Annotated in this window: 18 protein-coding genes; 13 read left to right on the top strand and 5 right to left on the bottom strand. The window is 49.1% G+C overall.

Annotation, left to right across the window (positions count from 1 at the left end):
- Positions 1-74 precede the first annotated feature (74 nt).
- Positions 75-1,373, bottom strand: a complete 1,299-nt coding sequence (locus tag KAI37_RS20745) for an aminotransferase class I/II-fold pyridoxal phosphate-dependent enzyme (RefSeq protein ID WP_220030141.1) — start codon at positions 1,371-1,373, stop codon at positions 75-77.
- A 178-nt stretch (positions 1,374-1,551) separates the two neighbouring features.
- Between KAI37_RS20745 and KAI37_RS20740 the strand changes: the two genes are divergently transcribed.
- Positions 1,552-2,337 (top strand): helix-turn-helix domain-containing protein, encoded by a 786-nt coding sequence (locus KAI37_RS20740; protein WP_220030140.1) that lies wholly within the window; start codon positions 1,552-1,554, stop codon positions 2,335-2,337.
- A 185-nt stretch (positions 2,338-2,522) separates the two neighbouring features.
- Here the strand turns inward: KAI37_RS20740 and asd are convergent, their stop codons facing one another.
- Complete coding sequence (gene asd, locus KAI37_RS20735; protein WP_028541464.1) at positions 2,523-3,320, bottom strand: archaetidylserine decarboxylase; 798 nt, start codon at positions 3,318-3,320, stop codon at positions 2,523-2,525.
- 88 nt (positions 3,321-3,408) lie between these two features.
- Positions 3,409-4,536, bottom strand: a complete 1,128-nt coding sequence (locus tag KAI37_RS20730) for a YheC/YheD family endospore coat-associated protein (RefSeq protein ID WP_220030139.1) — start codon at positions 4,534-4,536, stop codon at positions 3,409-3,411.
- 205 nt (positions 4,537-4,741) lie between these two features.
- Here KAI37_RS20730 and KAI37_RS20725 point away from each other — a divergent pair, with 205 nt between their 5' ends.
- Both KAI37_RS20725 and KAI37_RS20720 read left to right on the top strand, forming a co-directional pair.
- Complete coding sequence (locus KAI37_RS20725; RefSeq protein WP_220030138.1) at positions 4,742-5,905, top strand: glycosyltransferase family 4 protein; 1,164 nt, start codon at positions 4,742-4,744, stop codon at positions 5,903-5,905.
- 113 nt (positions 5,906-6,018) lie between these two features.
- Complete coding sequence (locus KAI37_RS20720) at positions 6,019-6,795, top strand: WIAG-tail domain (RefSeq protein ID WP_220030137.1); 777 nt, start codon at positions 6,019-6,021, stop codon at positions 6,793-6,795.
- 129 nt (positions 6,796-6,924) lie between these two features.
- Here the strand turns inward: KAI37_RS20720 and KAI37_RS20715 are convergent, their stop codons facing one another.
- The gene (locus tag KAI37_RS20715; protein ID WP_220030136.1) at positions 6,925-8,724 is read right to left on the bottom strand and encodes a M4 family metallopeptidase; all 1,800 of its coding nucleotides are present in this window, start codon (positions 8,722-8,724) and stop codon (positions 6,925-6,927) included.
- Between the two features lie 465 nt (positions 8,725-9,189).
- Positions 9,190-10,968, bottom strand: coding sequence for a M4 family metallopeptidase (locus tag KAI37_RS20710; protein ID WP_071642750.1), 1,779 nt, complete (start codon positions 10,966-10,968; stop codon positions 9,190-9,192).
- A 560-nt stretch (positions 10,969-11,528) separates the two neighbouring features.
- Between KAI37_RS20710 and KAI37_RS20705 the strand changes: the two genes are divergently transcribed.
- The 10 genes from KAI37_RS20705 (at position 11,529) to KAI37_RS20660 (ending at position 19,154) form a co-directional block, all read left to right on the top strand.
- The gene (locus KAI37_RS20705; RefSeq protein WP_071642748.1) at positions 11,529-12,467 is read left to right on the top strand and encodes a glycosyltransferase family 2 protein; all 939 of its coding nucleotides are present in this window, start codon (positions 11,529-11,531) and stop codon (positions 12,465-12,467) included.
- On the top strand, positions 12,464-13,399 hold the full coding sequence (locus tag KAI37_RS20700; protein ID WP_071642746.1) for a glycosyltransferase family 2 protein: 936 nt from the start codon (positions 12,464-12,466) through the stop codon (positions 13,397-13,399). The genes KAI37_RS20705 and KAI37_RS20700 overlap by 4 nt, the downstream gene beginning before the upstream one ends.
- Positions 13,396-14,196, top strand: coding sequence for a glycosyltransferase family 2 protein (locus KAI37_RS20695; RefSeq protein WP_220030135.1), 801 nt, complete (start codon positions 13,396-13,398; stop codon positions 14,194-14,196). The genes KAI37_RS20700 and KAI37_RS20695 overlap by 4 nt, the downstream gene beginning before the upstream one ends.
- Positions 14,193-14,924, top strand: a complete 732-nt coding sequence (locus KAI37_RS20690; protein ID WP_220030134.1) for a sugar phosphate nucleotidyltransferase — start codon at positions 14,193-14,195, stop codon at positions 14,922-14,924. Before KAI37_RS20695 ends, KAI37_RS20690 begins: the two co-directional genes overlap by 4 nt.
- A gap of 72 nt (positions 14,925-14,996) precedes the next feature.
- Positions 14,997-16,457 (top strand): glycosyltransferase family 2 protein, encoded by a 1,461-nt coding sequence (locus KAI37_RS20685; protein WP_071642742.1) that lies wholly within the window; start codon positions 14,997-14,999, stop codon positions 16,455-16,457.
- A 117-nt stretch (positions 16,458-16,574) separates the two neighbouring features.
- A complete protein-coding gene (locus tag KAI37_RS20680; RefSeq protein WP_013311765.1) occupies positions 16,575-16,862 on the top strand; it encodes a hypothetical protein in 288 nt (95 codons plus the stop codon).
- Positions 16,863-16,891: 29 nt separating this feature from the next.
- A complete protein-coding gene (locus KAI37_RS20675; protein WP_071642740.1) occupies positions 16,892-17,224 on the top strand; it encodes an alpha-helical endospore appendage domain-containing protein in 333 nt (110 codons plus the stop codon).
- The gene (locus KAI37_RS20670; RefSeq protein WP_025722614.1) at positions 17,224-17,574 is read left to right on the top strand and encodes a hypothetical protein; all 351 of its coding nucleotides are present in this window, start codon (positions 17,224-17,226) and stop codon (positions 17,572-17,574) included. Before KAI37_RS20675 ends, KAI37_RS20670 begins: the two co-directional genes overlap by 1 nt.
- The gene (locus tag KAI37_RS20665) at positions 17,522-17,881 is read left to right on the top strand and encodes a FliH/SctL family protein (protein ID WP_220030133.1); all 360 of its coding nucleotides are present in this window, start codon (positions 17,522-17,524) and stop codon (positions 17,879-17,881) included. The genes KAI37_RS20670 and KAI37_RS20665 overlap by 53 nt, the downstream gene beginning before the upstream one ends.
- A gap of 181 nt (positions 17,882-18,062) precedes the next feature.
- A complete protein-coding gene (locus KAI37_RS20660; RefSeq protein WP_220030132.1) occupies positions 18,063-19,154 on the top strand; it encodes a CgeB family protein in 1,092 nt (363 codons plus the stop codon).
- Positions 19,155-19,166: the final 12 nt, after the last annotated feature.

Genomic DNA, 19,166 nt, shown 5'->3' with positions numbered 1-19,166 from the left:
TTCAGCTCATTAAAAAGCGGTATGCCGCAACATCCGGCATACCGCTAATGATGCTATATTTAATCTGTTACATATTAGGTGTTCAACAAGTCTTGTGCGCCACGGTAAACAATGTCATACAGGTCTTCCAGATACTCTTCCTCGATACATGAGAATGCGATTCGGAGATCATATTCACCCAGTGCAATCGTTCCTACCCCATATTGTTCCAGCAAATGTGTACGCAGTCGTTCAGCGGACAAGCCGTTCAGCTTGAGGCACATAAAATAACCTGAATTGAAAGGATAGTAGCTCCATACATCTCCGTATTTTCCACTATCGAGCAACGCTTTGACTTTGTTAGCCCGTCCCTTCATAATCTGGAACTTTTCCTTCTTCTGTTGTTCAAAGTCCGTTGACTTGAGGGCATCCAGGACGAAGGTTTGAGATGGATGAGGACCGCTCGAAATCGTTGCCCGAATAATCCCTAATGTTTTTTGTTCCAGTGCGCTCAGTACATCCTGATGTTCCGAAGCAAAGGTAATAAACCCGACACGGAAGCCCCAAACGAATTCTTCCTTGGTAGCTCCGTCAATTTTGACTGGTAGAATTCTCGGATGAAGTCCAGCTAACTGACCGAATAGTGATTCATGCAGGGAGTCCTCGAAGAACAGACCAAAATAAGCGTCATCCGTCACAACTACGACATTGATGCCCGCTTCCGCGGCTTCCTGGATGGCAGCAACAATTGCTTTACCCTCTTCCACTCCCGGTGTGTAGCCTGTCGGGTTATTCGGGAAGTTCAGCACAACAATCGCTTTGCCGTATTCTTTCTGAGCCAGTAGCGCCTCGCGTAATCCTTCACTATTAAAACGTTGATCCTCTGTGAACAACGGGAAATTCACCAAACGTCCATGACGGCGAATACCGAAAGTCAGCTCATAGTTTTCCCAGTTTTTATCTGGGTAAATGACAGCGTCCCCTTCATCCGTGAACAGATCGGCAACGATGCTCAAACCGTGGGTCAGCGCGTTCGTAACTACGGGAAGGCCGTAATTTTTCCCAGCCAATGAAGGGTTTTCCTTCAGCATTTTGTCACGCCATACACTACGAAGCTCAGGTTTGCCCGCAGGGGGAGCGTAAGGGTATAAATCCTTGGGATTGTAAGCGGACAGCTTCTCCTGAATGACCTCCAAATGCATAGGACCATTGCCTTCAGTAGCAATACCAATCGTGGCATTGTACTTTTTAGCAAGCTTCCCTGCTTCTGCGGATTGACTCAAAATCCCTTCTTTTGGGAAATAAATTTCTTTCCCTAAAAGAGAAAGCATTTGATATACATGCTCGTTGCCTGTCTGAATGTTTTGGTTTAACTGCGCTGCCAGTGGATTCATTCCCGTTTCATCCTTCCAAGTCATTTTGATTACATATTATAGCATTACACACGGTAAGCGTCACGCAAAAGCATCTGGAACATAAAAGTGCATTTTTTTGCTTAATGACGGCGCTGAGCTTATATTATAAATTAACGGGATAAAGGACAACCAAAGATGAACAAAGGAGGTGCAGATTTTGCTGGATACATCTGCGTCATCGTTTATCCTGTTGTCGGCCTTCGCCAAAATTGTGTGTGAGCCGGGCTGGAAGTGGCAGGTACGCGAGAAGCCGATGCCAAACTATGATTTATTTTATGTATGGAGCGGAGAAGGAACAGTGGTCTTAAACGGGACGTCGTATCCGGTAAGCAAGGGGAGTTGCTTCCTGTTCAAGCCGGGGGATGATACCCGTGCCACACATAACCCGCAAAAGCCGCTCATACTTACCTATATTCATTTTGATCTTATCGAACAGCCAAAGCTTATCCCTGCAAGCTACCGTATGCTGGAGGAAACGTTCGAGGTAGAGCATATGCTTGCCAGATACGTTCGACTACGTCTGGAGAGTGCTTACGGAGCTGACGAGGAAGGCAAGCTGATCCTGAAACAACTGATGATTCATCTGCTGCGTGCGGACCGCAAGGAGCCTCAGGAGCAACAGGCCAGTAACCAGCTCACCGAGGTCATACGGGAAACGGCCAACTATGTGCGTCAGCATCCGGGACTTCCTCATCGCGTCGAAGATTTGGCTGCACGGGCGGGGCTGTCACCGCGTTATTTTTCGATCAAATTCAAGGAGCTGCTGGGTGTGTCCGCGCAATCTCATATTATCAGCATGCGGATTGAGCGTGCACAGCATCTATTACTACATGCCGGAATGAATGTGACCGAGGTGGCAGAGGCTTTGGGGTATCGTGACATCTTTTTTTTCAGCCGCCAATTCAAGCAGTACACGGGGAAAAGTCCGTCTGAGATCCGGTAATGTTATGGACGGTGGACAAGCTGTTTCGGATTTAGGCGTAATGGGATTAACGAATAACGAATATAAAGGATAAATTCCAAAAAGGACCCGAGCAGTTACGCCGGGTCCTTTTTTTATGAGCAATTTAGCATCATCCGATTCCGATGCTCATATGTGTAGCTATAATACGGTTACAGTAAATCCACTTATGCTTTGGGATCATGTCGAAAGCAACCCAGACGTTGTCCCATTTTCACCGCATCCCCCGGTTTCAATGCGGGGTCTGGATCAAACGTACCGTTTTCAGTTAGCAAAACGACAGTTGATCCAAATTCGAAATAGGCGAGATCGTCTCCTTTTGTCCATGAGACGGCTTTATCATCCGTATATTTGATGCTACTCACATTCATTGCGCCAACCTTGACGACCGCCACCTCACCATATTCATGGGCAATGTACGTAATCTGTCGTTCATTGCGGCTAAGAACTGCTCGCATATGTTGCAAGCCGAAGTCATTTACTGGGTATACCTTGCCGCGCAGATGTTCTTTTTCTACCAGCGTACCGGATACTGGTGCATGAATGCGATGATAATCCGTCGGGCTGAGATAGAGCACAAAAGCATAGCCGTGTGTGTATTTTTCAAGACGCGGAGAGCGGTTAAGAAGCTCTTCCAGCGTATAGTCCTGCCCTTTGACATCCAAAAGAGTGCCGGACGTAATTGGGCCAGTGAAAGTAATCCGTGCATCCACCGGACTGGTCATCACCTCGGCGTTCGTATCAATCGGGCGCATGCCCGCTTTTAATTTGCGTGTAAAATAGGCGTTTAGGGAACGGTATTCCTTCCATTCCTGTTCCGCCTCATGCGTCTGGATCTGGTACGTACGTATAAAGGTGGGGATAAAAAGTCGGCTTGCACCGCTTTGCGCGAAGGAGCCTACAATCCGGCACACCCACTTGCGCGATGATAGCTCCGTCATGAGCCGCAGCCACTGTTTTGCCATTACAGATCCCCCTTGTTCATTTCCGAGCCGTCTTGGCCGGAACCTGTCCGGCCGCTCTGAACTATATTGACACAGAATGTGACGTAAATCAATACAGTGGACGGCCTGGTGAACGTTCGGTGTCTGACGAAGGCATCCGTTCGAGAAGCCAACGAGCGTAAGCCATCGGCTGAGAGTATGTTTCTTTCCAGACATTGTGCATGCCCGCCTGGCTGAAGCCATAGCGCTGGTCACGACCGTTACATTCGATAAAAACAATCTTGCCCTTATGGGTAATCCCCAGATCCAGACCGACGTCGGCGAGACGGGGAAGGTTTTGTGCCAGTCGGTGCACGATTTGTAACGAGAGTCGCTCCAGTTCATTCATCAGCCGGACTGCGTTCGAAGTCTGAACCGTCTCTGTTTGTGATAACACTTCCAGTAAGGAACGGGCCGTACCACCCTGTGCCACATTCGAGACGAAGGTGTGGGAAGGAGCAATTTTAGCATACATGCCTGTTACACCCCAGATACCGCCATATCCGCGCTGAACCGACACACGGACATCAAACGGACGATTGTTGTACAAAGCAAGCGGTATGGTTTCCTGTACGATATGAGGCGCATGCAGCAGTCGTTTGTGTAGAAATAATGGGAGTTCTTCGACATTCAAACGTAGTGTGGACCAACGCTCAGGTATAGCCGGATGAGCACATTGCAAAGTCCAGCCTCCGCGGGAATGCCGCAGACGCATAATTCCTCTACCCACGCTGCCGCTACTGGGTTTAATTACAACATCTCCGGTTTCCTCCATCAAGGTATGGATGGAGGAAAGGTTGCCTTGCAATGTTTTGGGGAGGTGTATGCGTAGCAAAGGGTCTTCCTGCAGAATTGCATGTATATGGTCTTTGTGGAAACGGTTTTGTTCATTAAAAATATAGAATCCCTTTTGGACAAGCTTGTTGATATCTTTAGCATTTTCATTTTGCCGATAGAGAGTCCGATTGTGGATGACCGGCGGCAACGGAAGAGTCATCTGCCGATACTCGTTGCCGTGTTTAACAAAAGCCCGGCATGTTCCGGTCGCTATATGAATATCCTCCAGACGAAGAAAGCAGGGGATGAGCTCGTGGCTTAACCCGGCGTCCTCGTAATTGGCGATAGATTCATATCGCGTCCTCATGGCGGGAATGCCCCGGTAGGTTGCCGGGTTGAGCATGACGCCGACATGCAACATGAGTATGTCCGCCCTCCTTGTAGTCACTCCAACTGATCATACTGTGATTCTAGTCCATCATATGTATCAAAGATCGGCCAGGCATGGACGCTAGCCTTGCGGTAAGCCCAAAGTTAGAAGCGAGGCACCTTTCAGGGAGGCAGACGATATGATACAAGATGATTGTTGAAGAGTGTTGGAATAGGGTCAGAAAGTAGGTGAGGTGATGCAGAGACCGAAGGTGGCAGTCGTTACACCGGGCTCCTTTGTTATACCTTCGCCCCGCAGCAGTTCTGTGGAACGGGTAATTGCCCACATGGTACCGCTGGCTAGTCATGAGCTCCAAGCGCAGATCTATGGCATAAAGGGAGCAGAGGCACCTGATCATGGCGATGTCGGCGGAATTCTCTGCATGCGTTATACGCGGGGAGCAGGTTATATTTCTGAGGTGATTGCTGATTTAAAGAGATGGTTACCAGCGGTAGTAGATGTACACAACCGCCCGGCAGTTGCGTATGCAATTCGCGAGGCTTTACCCGATAGTCGGGTTGTACTGACTTTGCATTCGACCACGTTCATCCGGGAGCCCCACCTCAAACGGGAGGAGATGGGTAGGCTGCTGGGATCGATGGATCGCATTATCGTGAACAGTGCGTATTTGGGGGCAATCGTAGCTTCTGACTGTCCCGACGCGGTCAGGGAACGCATCGTCATAAACAAGCTGGGTATCCATCCCGGCGATTTCCTGCCAAGATGGACTCCTGCAGCAGAAGCGGCCAGATCGGCGCGATTGGATGATTTCGGCTGGTCAGGCCGTCAAATCGTGTTATTCACGGGCAGACTGATGCCAGGAAAAGGCGTTCACCGACTGCTCAAGGCCTTGCGGCATGTCGTTCGCGCTTGCCCGGACGTACTGCTGCTCATTGCAGGTAGTGCCTATTACGGGCATGACCGCCTCACGCCGTACACGGCGTCGTTGCATCGGCAGATGCGTAAACTAAGGTTGGGGAAGCATGTGCAATTCCTAGACTATGTTCCGCATCCAGCATTGGCCTCGCTATATCAGCTAGCCGATGTGACCGTTGTTCCTTCAGTGAAGGATGAGGCCTTCGGGCTGGTCAATCTGGAAGCCATGGCAGCAGGAGTGCCTGTGGTCGCTTCACGAATCGGCGGTATTCCAGAAGTTGTACAACACGGCGAGACAGGCTGGCTTGTGTATCCGTCTCACGGTGAGCAGGAAATGGCCGATGCCATCATCAGGCTGCTCCAGCAACCTGGCTTGCGACGACGGATGGGAGAAGCCGGGCTTGGTGAGGTACGAAGACGATTTTTATGGCAGCACTCAGCACAACGCTGGGCACAAATCATAACGGACTGCGCAACGGAGTGACGTAGGCGCTGTTACGCGCATAGGCTATCTTATAGGCATTAGCCATGATTTCCAGCCGGGTGAATGAAGCGGGGCGACCGCTGGTTCACTCCTGTGCCAAAGGAGCGATCACCATGAACCATCGTACGAACCATAGCCCTAAGGATAAAAGAACAGCGCGGCGTAACCTTTCCAATGCAGTTCCCTCACCCGTTAACAAGGAGAAAGCGGCTTCGACTTCCGGCAGTCATAGACCGAGCCAGCGCGGGACGGCAACGGTCCCTGCCCCCGTAGAGAAGGATACCTCGGTTCAAGCTATAGAGGAAGCGGCATGGAAGAAGCATAAGCTTCCCAAAACGCTAGAGGAAGCGATGCAGATGAATCGAGCATCTGTACTGCTGTTGTCTGTGCCTGAGTCAGATACGGAATACAGGACGGATAACGACATACCGTCTATTACGACGGAAGGTCAGGCAGAGCAAGATTCGTTACTGGATTGTTCCATAACCAGTATTCACATTGCGGAAGGAAGACACCGCCCAAAGCAGCGCGTGGTCTTGCCCGAGCAAGATATCGATCTAGCTTTCGATACGGAGAAAGAATTAGAACTGAATGCCATTCACGACGGATCAGCGACCAGTGATGAAGCTTCTGACGATCATATGGCTTCACCTCAATATGGTAGCATTTCTTTTCACCTCCCGGCCCGAGCGGATAGGGCTGAAGTGAGCGTTGTATTTGAGAAGCCTTTTGTAGATACACAATATGTAATCACCGCCAATGGGAGTGTACCGGGAGTGATGGTATCCGTCACACAACGTCAGAGGTATTCGGCAGTACTTACTGTGGAACGCATACACTCGGGACCGATATGTGAAGGGTTGGTCCTTTGGATTGCCATGGGGCAATAATGAGAAGCTAGGAATATAAGTTGCCAATAATCAACTTCATACTAGAAAAAGGCGTCCCATAGTGGGACGCCGTATACATAAGAGGTAAGGGGGTAGACTTGTAATATCGGGGAAGTTTGTATTTATTACTTATCTCACACCTACAGCGTCAAAAGACTTAATAGCAGAGGTTACCGCTATTGAATTTTCACCATAACTATCTCTGGCCGCTTGGATAACAGCAGCACGCGCGGTGGAGAAGTTAGATGTGGAAGTCAGATAATTGGTGAAGGCATTATAATAAATATATACGGCTGCATCACGTCCGATTCCATCTACCTTGACACCATGGAAGGTGCCGCCTTGTGCCAGTAGATAGTAGGCTTTATTAATAATACCGCTATTAATGTGGGCTCCACCATAATCCTCGTTGTTGGGGTCAGGATAGAGATTACTGTAGTGATCGACTTGACCATATTTGACAGGATCGGAAAGGGAGCGTATTGCGTCGCCCTTAATATTTGGTGTATAAGCAACTTTACCAAAATCCCAATTGGTACGCTCAATGTCGTTGCCTATAATATCTGAGATGGCTTCACTTAATGCACCAGATTCAGCGAAATACACGAGCCCTGATGAATGCTCGGTCACACCGTGTGTTAGCTCATGGGCAACAATTTCGAGGTCGCTGCTGAAAGGGGCAAATAACGTGCCGTCTCCGTCTCCGTAAAGCATATGAGTGCCGCCCCAGTGGGCATTATTGTAGTTTTTTGCGCCGTAATGTACTGCCGAAGCGATGGCCATGCCATGCCCGTCAATGCTGTCGCGTCCAAATCTATCCTTGTAATAATCGTAAGTACGGATAGCGTAAGCGTGGGCATCCACCGCAGCCGGATCTTCCCATACGTTATCGGAATCTGTATACAGGGTGCCGGGGAGCGTCTCGGTGTTGTGGACGTTATAAGTTAAAATGCCTTTACCACGAGTCATATCCTTTAGTTGATACTTTTTGCCCGAAGCTGTTGTTTCAAATGTTTTGGTATCACCGAATACACCGCGCCCTGTGCCGATCACTTCGTTAAGGATGTCATACTTGAATACGATTTTTCCATCATTAGCGTCAATAAAGTAACGTGTGCGCAGCAGAGTGGGGTGTAAAGTATTAACTTCGGTTACATAGACTAGACGTGTTGAGTCTCCATCGGGATAGATGTACAGTTCTGCTTTAGGGTTCACGCTTGGTTCCAGATTGGCAATTTTGGGGATAGAAGATGCAGGCTCTACCGCTTCCAATTTACTGTTCTCCAGTTTAGTTGCTTTATCCAAATCCAAGGAGTCCTTATCAAAAGAGATTGATAATTCATTGTTAGATGCTTTTTCGTAAGTGTCTTTACTTACACTGCTTGTACCCTCGTAAGGTTCAGGAACGATTTGGACGGAGGAAGAGGGAGATTGAACCCGTATAGCTGCATCTTCATATGCGGTATATACAGCCTCAGTAGCACTGATTTTTGGAGTTGTATTTTCTTTAGCATCGGCTTGTTGATCTTCTGAAAGGACCGCTCCCAAATAAGAGGTGATTTGACCAGACTTGTTTACATGGATGGTCTGTTCGGCTCCAAATACGGGAATTCCGTCTACGTATTGTTTTAACCGATAATGCTTTGTACCAAATTTGTCACTGGTACGATCCACGATACGAAATTGCTCGCGCACATGGGAACCGATGTGGGTATTGTCCAGACTCAATAATGTTTTTTGTTGTCGATTTAAAAAGCTCCAGACCAGATTGTCGCCTGTTACCGTTGAAGGAGACTTCCAGTTGACCGTTTGGAATGTTGGCGTAAACTGAGTCGGATCGGAAACAGAATTTTCAGCTTCGGAGGTCCCCGGTGCTATAGATCCTAATAACATAGCTCCTCCTAGAAGTGAAACCCATACTTTTTTCAATTCATATCACTCTCCCTAATTAATGTTGGGGTAAAAACACCCTGTTTGCAGAAGCCTTGCATTATATATGTAAGTCTTGTTGCTCCTTTGAAACGTGAAGAGGCTGGATAAAAATTACCTTTTGTAAAATATTAAGGTTTATTTTTTTTGCAATTTCAACGTCTCGGCTCTGATATTAGCACAGAGGTTGTCGAACGAGAAGGTTAATTTTACAAAATACCCCAAAATGAATCTTTAGTCCCTGATTTACTGTTTATTTGTCTTATTTAGTCGAAAATGATCGAAGGGACCCGATGAACAAGAAAAGGGCGCCCCTTTGAGGGGACGCCATAAATAAGGGGGGAAGGGGCGCAGACTTGTACACTGCACCCCTATTTTTTCGTCCATTGTATGAGCAGGGCCAAGTGACAGTTGCACAACGGCAAAGGTCTATGGACGGGATATGAGGATTATAGCGTATATGATTTAGTTTACGCCTACAGCGTCGAAAGATTTGGCAGCTGCAGTTGCTTCTGCCGAGTTCGCACCGTACAGATCTTTTGCCGCTTGGAGCACAGCAGCGCGTGCGTTGGAGAAGTCGGAAGAAGAAGTCAGGTAGTTCGTAAAGGCACTATAGTAAATTTGGACCGCTGCATCGCGGCCAATTCCATTTACAGTTACGCCATGGAAAGTACCACCTTGTGCCAACAGATAGTAGGCTTTATTGATAATACCGCTGTTCGTATGAACGCCGCCGTTATCGGAGCTGCCTGTATACAAGTTGGAATAGTGATCTGGTTGATCGTACAGGGTAGGATTGGACATAGAGCGCAGAGCATCGCCTGCAATGTTTGGCGTATAAATATCATCGCCTACAAGCCAGTTTTTACGCTGAATGTCATTGCCGATGACGTCCGAGAAAGCCTCATTCAATGCACCGGACTCTCCGTAATATTCCAAATTCGAAGTATACTCTGTGACACCGTGCGTAAGTTCATGACCTACCACATCGGGGTCCCCGCTGAATGCGATAAATGTGCTACCGTCCCCGTCTCCATAAGTCATTTGGGAGCCATTCCAGAAGGCGTTGTTGTAGCGGCTACCGTAATGGACTGTCGAACGGAGTTGCAGGCCGCGTCCGTCAATGCTGTTGCGTCCGAATTTGGACTTATAGTAATCATATGTTTTGGCAGCATACGCATGGGCATCCACGCCGGCTGGATCATTCCATACATTATCGGCATCGGTTAGAAGGGTACCTGGGATGCTTTGACGGTTGGAGGCTGTATAAGTCACAATCCCGTTACCGCGTGTTGTATCTTTTAACTGGTAGCTACTGCCAGAAGCCGTCGTGGTGAATGATTTGGTATCACCAAGCACACCTTTACCTGTGCCTGTCGCTTCATTAATGATGTCATACTGGAATACGATGCTGCCATCATTGGCATCAATAATGTAGCGAGTACGCAGTGGGGCAGGTTCTAAAACATTGACTTCTGTTACATAAACCAGCTGCAGGTCATCCCCTTTAGGATAGAAGTACAGATCGGCTTTAGGATCTACTTCTGGCTGCAGATTAGCGATTTTGGCAATGGAACTTTTTTCTGCCTCCACCGCTTCAATTTTGCTATCTTTCAGGGCAGATGCTTTATCAAGACTCAGCTCGTCCTTATCAATAGATAGCGTTTTTTCGTTGTTAGCTGCTTCGGCGTAAGTGTCTTTGCTTACACTGCTTTGTTCCTCAGCATCTTTAGAAATCGTATCGTCGGAGGTAGGGAGGGCTTCAATCCGTGCAGCTGCTTCTTTATATGCAGTGTAGACTGCTTCAGAAGCGCTGATTTTTGGAGTTGTACCTTGCGTAGCTTCAGCTTGCTGATCCTCAGTAACCACCGCTCCTAAGTAAGAGGTGACCTCACCAGATTTGCCCACATGAATAGTCTGTTCAGCTCCATATACGGGAATCCCGTTTACATACTGTTTCAGCCGATAATGGCTCACACCGGACTTGTCGCTTGTGCGATCAACGATTCGGAATTGTTCACGTACACTAGAGTCGTCCGCACCCAGTAACGATTTCTTTTGCCGATTCAAATAGCTCCATACAATGTCGTCCCCGGATACCGAGGAAGGGGCTTTCCATTGCTCGGCGTGAAAGGTCGGTGTAAGCTGAGTTGGCCCCGAAACGGAACTCTCCGCTGATGCACCAGACGCGACAGACCCTAATAACATAGCTCCTCCAAGAAGCGAAACCCATACTTTTTTCATTAAAAATTCACTCTCCTCGATTAATGTCAGGATGAATCATCCTGTCTTGAATAAGGCATTGCGCCATTTATGTAGGTCGTGTTGTCGTCTGGAATAGAAGAAAATGGAACATGAAGAGAAATACCGAAGTGTTTTTCATGAAGCGTACGTGAAAAGAGGGTACTGCAATATGAAGCATGTAGCCTAAAAAGGTGACAAACTCCTCCTTTCCTGTCGTATATAAAGAAAATAGAATAATGGTGGATAATGGAAAAGAATTTCCTTATGCAAAAATAACAAATGTTGATTTTTTGAACTCCCATCATCTGGCTCTGATATTAGCACAGAGAATGACGGACGAGAAGATCTATGTCACAAATTTATCCAAAATGATTCTTTAGACCCTAATAACTCATTTATTTAATAGGATTAATAAGCTTTGTAAAATAAAGTCGAAAATTGCTGTGTCGAAAAGACTCCACGATTGCCGTTACACACGGCTTTTGGACCGCATAGGTTATGTTGAACTGTCCTAATCATGCTGTCCATCTATACAGCAGGAAGGGAGGTGAGACGGGAGCATGAAGAAGCAGGGAAGAGCTGGATACAAGATCAAACGGAGGCGGCATTCTGGCGCTTACTATCATTCTAAGATGTGGCTGCCGTTACGAATGCCGAACATGCATAAAAATCCGGTAGCCCCTGCCATGAGGGAGGTACTTGACACGAAGAGAGGGGCACAGATCGGCGAAGAGCGACCATCTGAACCGTCATCGGTGGGAAAGTTTTTCGTATCTGTCATTATCCCGGCCATGAATGAGCAAAAAACAATCGGAGCTGTGATTCGCGAAGCGCGCCGTGTCCATCCACATACAGAGGTTATCGTCGTTGAGAACGGATCACACGATAGAACGGCGAAGGTGGCAGCAGCGGCGGGAGCTCGTGTACTTTCTTTCCCGGAACCGCTCGGACATGATGTTGGCCGTCGTATTGGAGCGGAGGCGGCATCCGGACAGATCCTGCTTTTCCTGGATGGGGATATCGTCATTCCCTGCGTTAGACTCCGGCCGTTTATACACGCCATATGTGCAGGGGCGGATGTGGTGCTGAATGATTACCATGGACCTGTGAATCGTACGCCCGTACATCCTGTAGTGGAGGCAAAGCACGTATTGAATATCTTGTCGAATCGTGCTGATTTAGGGGGAGCATCTATGACTGGCATTCCACACGCTATAAGTCAAAAGGCTCTAAAGGAAATAGGTCTAAAGCCCCTGGAGAAACCTCCTTTATTTCAAGCTATGTCCATCGTCTCTGGGTTACGAGTGGTGACTGTATATGGAATAGCTGTCGGTAAAATAAATGCGACACGTAAAAAACAGAACGGCAAGGACCCGCTGGCAGATGTAATTGTTCAGGATCATCTGGATGCCATTGCCTGGCTTACATCGCGTCTGGGAACGCGTGCGGGATATACGGATTTGGGGCGCAAACGGATCAGAGACGAGGTGAAACCGTGAGTAGACAGTATCGCAGAGGGAAGCGTGAAGAACCGAGCTGGGGGATCAGACGTGTTCAGCGAAAACGAGGAACGACGACTTCAATGCATAGCCGTAGGGTGAGAAAGCCCACGCCTCGGGCGAAAGGAATGAGCGAAGTGACTCCGCCTGTGGAACGCGAAGTTCCGGGAGATATTGTGTTACAGGGAACGGCAGCGGCCGTGGTCAGCGCCTGTAATGAAGAGTCAACGATTGACCGGGTACTGGCCGAGCTGGAAAAACTTCCGCTTACGGATATCATTGTCGTATTGAACGGCTGCACGGACGGCACGCGCTCCACCGTAGCCAAACATCATCCCAGTGTGACTCTTGTCAACGTGCCGGATCGACTGGGGCATGATGTTGGCCGTGCAGTAGGCGCGCGTATGACGCAGGCTGATATTGTGCTGTTCGTGGACGGAGATTTGCCGATTCCAGCATCTGATTTGTTGCCTTTTCTCCACGCCGTGGATCAGGGAACGGATGTTGCGCTTAATGATCTGGGCAGACATTTGCCGCCCTATGCCCAGCAGGATAGCGTGACACGGTGCAAAGCATTCCTGAATCGCGTACTGCGCAGGCCGGATCTGGGAGCAAGCTCATTGACTGCCGTACCGCATGCATTATCTCGGCGTTTACTGGATCAGCTTGGCTCAGCCGTGCTTGCCGTACCGCCAAAAGCCCACGCCATGGCAATTCTGCATGGCATGATCGTGGCGGCAGTACATGCTGTCGATGTCATTAAAACAAACCGTAAGCGGACCTTCAATGTTGGCAAAGGGAACGCTATGGAACAGTTGATCGTCGGTGATCATGCAGAGGCACTGACGGCGGTATTTCAGGTAGCCGGGTATTCCCCGCTCGGGCCTGTTCCAACACGGGTAGACGTTGCCAAAGGGAGGAATGCACAATGAGTCTGACGAGCATCATTATTCCGACTTATAACGGCCTGCATCTGTTAAAGCCGTGCATTGAGGCGATTCGGACACATACGATAGATGTGCCGTATGAAATCATTGTTGTGGACAACGCTTCGAATGACGGAACGGATGATTTTTGCGCATCCGAGCGGCTGATCAGCATACATCTTCCTGAAAACAGAGGTTTTCCAGCAGCATGTAATACGGGGCTCCGGCTGGCTTCGGGTGACCAGTTCGTTATTTTAAACAATGATGTGACGGTTACGCGGGGATGGCTATCGAATATGTTGGCTGCATTACAGAGCGAAAGCATAGTGGGATTGGTGGGACCGGTGACGAATTATGTCAGCGGTATTCAGCAGATACACGGATTAGAAGGAGATTTGGCCAGTTGTCTGAGATATGCGGAGCAGAATAATGCAAGTAATCCCTCCAGATGGCAGGAGGTCAAGCGGTTGGTCGGATTTTGTTTGTTGTTCCGGCGCGATCTGATGGAACGGATCGGATTGCTGGATGAACGGTTCAGCCCCGGACATTATGAGGATGACGATTATTGTCTACGCGCACGCGTGCATGGCTACAAGCTGCTCATGTGCAACGACTGTTTTGTCTATCACGAGGGAAATGCGAGCTTCTCACGCTCGGAAACTTCCTGGATGGAAGAGCTGATCGAGCGGAACTATCGTTTGTTTATAGAGAAATGGAGTATAGATCCCAGAATGTTCATCGAAACTGGAAACGCTGGGGTTGTATGCACTGAACATGCTGTCGAAGGAGGAAGGAAGATATGAAAGGGGTTATTCTCGCAGGAGGAACCGGATCGCGCCTTCATCCGTTGACTACATTACTCAACAAGCATCTGCTTCCGGTCGGCAAGTATCCCATGATCGTATATGGTATCGAGAGGCTGCGACAGGCGGGGATCACCGATATGCTTATTATTATTGGTAAACAATCGGCCGGACTGTATACCGATTTTTTGGGCAGTGGCAGCGATTATGGTGTCCAACTGACATACCGGATTCAAGAAAAGGCGGGCGGCATTGCGGAAGCACTCGAACTGGCAAGAAGCTATATGCAGGCAGAAGAGAAATTCACTGTTTTGTTAGGTGATAATTTGTTCAAGGAAGACTTGGGACCTGTGATCGAACGGTTCAAGCAACAGCCCCCGGGGAGCGCCAGAGTGTTGTTGAAAAAGGTGGCAGATGCTCGTCGTTACGGGGTACCCGTATTTGATCCTGAGCGCCCGGAGAGCATTACGCGGATTGAAGAAAAGCCGCAGCATCCCCAATCCAAATATTGCGTTACGGGTATCTATATGTACGATACTGCCGTGTTCGATAAGATCCGGCAAATTACACCTTCGGCACGGGGTGAGCTTGAAATCACGGATGTTAACAACTGTTATGCCGCTGAAAGCAAGCTGGAGTATGATATTTTACGGCGCTATTGGAGCGACGCAGGAACCTTCGATTCCCTCCAGGAAGCTGGAGTGAAAATGAAAGGACTTCTACCCTAATCTCAATGAAACACCATCCGGCCGGGCCAGGCATATAGTATAGGCATAATGCCACCCGGAGGAGTGAACGGCATGAAACGCCTGAATATGCAAAGGAAACACAGCAAGCGGCTCGGAAAGAAAGGCTATTGGTCAGGATATAAAAGGGGCCAGGAGCAAGGCAACAGGTTGGGCCAGGCTTCGTTCGGCAAGGTTTTTGAAGGCGTCAGTATTATCATTCCGTCCTGCAATCAGCTTCAACAGCTCCGTGCATGCATTCACCGTATTGAGGAGAATACGAGCCATCCTCACGAAATTATTGTGGTGGACTGCGGCTCGACGGACGGGACATCCACCTATTTGCTCCGTAAAAGCATCGCTGTGCGTTATGCACTGCTAAAAAAGGATGTTCAAATGATAGGTAGCCTGAATCAGGGGCTGATGATGGCAAAAGGTACAACTATTGTGGTACTGGATCAAAACTCCATGGTGACCCCCGGCTGGTTGGATCGGTTGTTAGGGTGTTTATACAGCGATCCGCGTATTGGTGTTGTCGGGCCTGTAACGAATGGTCCATTCGAAGAACAGCAGATTGAGATTCCTTATATGAACGAAAATGGAGCACGTCAATTTGCCATGAACTTCAATATCCCCAAACCGGCTGCATGGCGAGAGACCGAAAGCTTAGCCGGATTTTGTTTATTGCTGCGCAGAGAGACACTTGAAAAAACGGGCTACTGGGACGAAGGCTGCCACAGTACTCAGGAAGCCCATGCAGATTGGCTACTGCGTGTGCGTTTGTTGGGGATACGTATGGCAATTGCCGGAGATGCTTTTATCCACTATGAAGAAAGAGATCGGGATACGGTGTATGGTTTTCCTCAAACGACCGAAAAAAGCGGTTCAATGGAGGAAAGCAGCCGGAACCGATCCTTTTTTGTACAAAAGTGGGGGGACACGGATAAGCTGTTACACAACCTGAAATTCAGTACAGCGGAGACGGGCGGCCAGATATCAACAGGTAAGGAAACACACGTATCAGCGGCAAGCTTTTATCCCATCGGAGCGGTTGTTCAGGGACCGTCTGGAGCAGTATTTCGGTTAGAGCCGGGAAGAAGGCGGTATCTGCATGGAGTCAGTACTGCGGGAGGTGAAAATGTGCACCCTGTTAGAGTGTCTCAGCTGGATTTGTTGGTGCTTCCCTTGGTAGGGAAGCCGGAGGCCACAGTTTCCGGCAGCATTGATGCACCTGTAGCTGAGCCGCCAGAGGAACCTATTCCTGTACTGGCGGCTCCCGATCTGAAGAACATGTCCATGTTGCCCACACTTCATATCCCGGCTCAACGTAAGCGATGGATCGAGTTACTGTATGCTGAAGGTGGGCAACTGTACCAAATCGGCAACGGCTGGAAAAGACCGTTTCTTACCCTCTACGCTGTGATGAGCTGGCGGGCTGAGGACTATCCAATTCAATTTTTGTCCTCCGAAGAATTGTCGGCATTGACGGAGAAGCAGCCTATTATTGCTCCACCGGTGCTGCGAGGACATTTGTAATGATTAATAGGCTTTTTTTAGGCGAACCGACTACTCGCTGCGGCATACGCTGTAGTAGCGGAAAGCCCGTAGTTATTTCGTGCGTTCCGCAAGGCGGAACACATAAAGGAGGGGCTTATGCATAACGAGTTAGATGATTTGCTGATCCATATTTCGCACTCGCAGCAGCAGATGTCGAGGCTGCTGGATGCGGAACGGCAGGTGGTCGTGCGCATGGCACAGATCATACATGAACTGCCGGATGAGGAGCCGCGATTTGATGGAATTCCGGGCATTCTCGATAGTTCGGGACAGGTAAACAAAAGTATTGTTGCCTATTTGAACGGTATTGCCGACCTTCAGGAAGCCATGGCTGAAATGCTTGTTCGTGTGGTGAAGGAGACGGCATACCCGGAAGAGGAGTAGTGTAACAACCGAAGGTAGGGAGTGAACACATGAGTAGGGAAAAAGCAATGATTCACATGCTGGACGCAGCTTCCAAGATGCAGCGGAATGTGTCTATGATTTTGGAGGCCAAGGCGGTCGAAGCTGAAAAAATGCGTAATTGGGCGCTGAACCATCTGGCGCCTTCCGCATTTGAAACCGATGAAGAGCAGTTGGGACGGCCTTTGGAAATTCATGAGCAGATGGTGGAAATGCTGGAGGGATTGACCCGGCTTCAGACTGGACTGTGCAGCAACCTTAAAGCATTGCTGGATCAGGATGAGCAGCAGGGTGGCGGCATGGAAGGGATGATGGGAGGAATGGGCTCGGGGGATATGAACTAATGAGCATGAGGCGTGAACGTGAGATCAAGCTGGATATGATGGAGTCTATTGCTGCCAGCCAGCACGCCGTTGCTCGGATGCTGACCAGTCTTGCGGACTTGACGCCCCATGTGGATATGTCGGCTTCCCGTCTGGAAGAGACCATCCGTCTACTCAGCAACTACCAGGGAAAAATCACGCAAATGCTGGCGGGTATTCCATTAAGACGACAGGTATATGGGAAACCGACTAAGCCGTGGCTCCATGTGCCTGTTCAGAAAAATGAAACCACCACAAGAAAGCAAAGGAGGAATGAAAATGAGTACAAGGTGGGAACGCGCCACTCGGGACAAAGCCCGCAAAAGACGTAAAGATGCCCGGCGTTCCAGCATGCGGAGATTAAAACGGAGAAGAAGACGTCTCCTTGCTCTAAGACGCCGTAAAAGAGGACTTCATTCTGCACGTAGAAGACATCCTCATTTGCGGCGGCGGAAAAAACCTCAAGCTAACCAGGCGGCAACCCCTTCTGCGGAGAATCCACAGCCCGGGACTGTTGTATTGGAGCATGATCCGCAGGCATTTCAGCAGGGATATGATGCAGCTTACAACGAGGGTTTTAATTCAGGCTTTGCCAAAGGTTATGAAGATGGACACCAGCTCGCTTACAAAGCTCAGTAAACTGTGCAAATCATCTATTACTGTTCTCCCCCCGAAGCTAACAGCTTTGGGGTTATTTGCGGTTCGGCAGTTGGACGGGCAAACGCCAATTTTGTCCGGGCAGTGGCAGTCGTCCATGATGCGTTTGACCCCTCCGCATATAGTTTAGGAGTGACAGAAGTTTATCCTACAACAGGACAGGGTGAAGGATGTGAACGATCAACAAAGCGGAAATGAACGCGAAGCGTACCGATGCGGCTATCGGGAAGGACGCAGAATGGGCGGTTGCGCGGCTGCTCTGTCACAGGTCGTGGCAATACAGCCTGCTGTTCGTCATTTGAAAGTGTTATATATTCCGCAAGGTTTCGCAGCTATAGACACAGGTGTGCAAGAGGCATTAGGCCAAATATGCAGCTCATGCGCCATCGGTACGCCTGCTACGATGCTAGCTGACGCCGAGGCTCAACGTCCAGACCTCGTGCTGGTCATGAACGGGCTGCATGTTTTTCCGGCGGATCATCTGGAGCAGGTACAGCAAATACGAGCCCTTGGCATTCGGACGGCCATATGGTTTGTAGATGATCCTTACTTTACGGAGGATACGGCGTTGATCTGTCAATCCTACGATGTCGTATTTACGCACGAAATTTCTTGCCTGCCGTTTTATCGCGATCAGGGAGTAACGAGGGTTCACTATTTGCCGCTGGCTGCGTCAACTCGTATCTTTTATCCCCGGCGGGTAGAGCGGGAACATCAGCATGATATTTGCTTCATTGGAAATGCCTTCTGGAACCGTGTGAAGCTGTTCGACTACCTTGCTCCCTTCTTGGCGGACAAAAGAGTGCTGATCGTAGGTGGGCACTGGGATCGGCTGACCCGGCGGGATGTGCTGGAACGCTTTATCCGTCCAGGTTTTATGGAGCCGGAAGAGACCGCTCAATATTATAACGGCTCCAAAATTGTCATCAATATGCACCGCCCGACAGACCCTGGACTGGATAATCGGAATACACACCAGCTTTCAGCGGAGTCCATCAATCCTCGGACATACGAAATTTCTGCTTGTGGCACGCTTCAAATGACGGATATTCGGAAGGATTTGAGCCGTTATTACCGACCAGGCTATGACATTGAAACCTTCTCTGGAGCAGAGGAACTGAAAGTGAAGCTGGACTACTATCTCAAGCATGACTGGGAACGCGAACGCATGGCCTGGCGCGCATTGCACACGACTATACAAAAGCATATGTACTCCAATCGCATGGAAGAACTGCTGGACAAGGCGATGGCCTAAAGTAAACACCAT

It is taken from the genome of Paenibacillus sp. S25, from assembly GCF_019454085.1.
Classification (GTDB): Bacteria; Bacillota; Bacilli; order Paenibacillales; family Paenibacillaceae; genus Paenibacillus; species Paenibacillus polymyxa_B.
The sequence above is the reverse complement of the archived record's forward strand: the minus strand, read 5'-3'. Positions and strand labels throughout refer to the sequence as shown.

Bases quoted from the DNA above. Each gene is read 5' to 3' on its own strand.
- KAI37_RS20690 (WP_220030134.1), top strand. From the start codon at position 14,193: ATGAAAGGGGTTATTCTCGCAGGAGGAACCGGATCGCGCCTTCATCCG.
- KAI37_RS20710 (WP_071642750.1), bottom strand. From the start codon at position 10,968: ATGAAAAAAGTATGGGTTTCGCTTCTTGGAGGAGCTATGTTATTAGGG.
- KAI37_RS20745 (WP_220030141.1), bottom strand. From the start codon at position 1,373: ATGAATCCACTGGCAGCGCAGTTAAACCAAAACATTCAGACAGGCAAC.
- KAI37_RS20665 (WP_220030133.1), top strand. From the start codon at position 17,522: ATGAGTACAAGGTGGGAACGCGCCACTCGGGACAAAGCCCGCAAAAGA.
- KAI37_RS20685 (WP_071642742.1), top strand. From the start codon at position 14,997: ATGAAACGCCTGAATATGCAAAGGAAACACAGCAAGCGGCTCGGAAAG.
- KAI37_RS20730 (WP_220030139.1), bottom strand. From the start codon at position 4,536: ATGTTGCATGTCGGCGTCATGCTCAACCCGGCAACCTACCGGGGCATT.
- KAI37_RS20705 (WP_071642748.1), top strand. From the start codon at position 11,529: ATGAAGAAGCAGGGAAGAGCTGGATACAAGATCAAACGGAGGCGGCAT.
- KAI37_RS20680 (WP_013311765.1), top strand. From the start codon at position 16,575: ATGCATAACGAGTTAGATGATTTGCTGATCCATATTTCGCACTCGCAG.
- KAI37_RS20695 (WP_220030135.1), top strand. From the start codon at position 13,396: ATGAGTCTGACGAGCATCATTATTCCGACTTATAACGGCCTGCATCTG.
- KAI37_RS20675 (WP_071642740.1), top strand. From the start codon at position 16,892: ATGAGTAGGGAAAAAGCAATGATTCACATGCTGGACGCAGCTTCCAAG.
- asd (WP_028541464.1), bottom strand. From the start codon at position 3,320: ATGGCAAAACAGTGGCTGCGGCTCATGACGGAGCTATCATCGCGCAAG.
- KAI37_RS20725 (WP_220030138.1), top strand. From the start codon at position 4,742: ATGCAGAGACCGAAGGTGGCAGTCGTTACACCGGGCTCCTTTGTTATA.
- KAI37_RS20720 (WP_220030137.1), top strand. From the start codon at position 6,019: ATGAACCATCGTACGAACCATAGCCCTAAGGATAAAAGAACAGCGCGG.
- KAI37_RS20670 (WP_025722614.1), top strand. From the start codon at position 17,224: ATGAGCATGAGGCGTGAACGTGAGATCAAGCTGGATATGATGGAGTCT.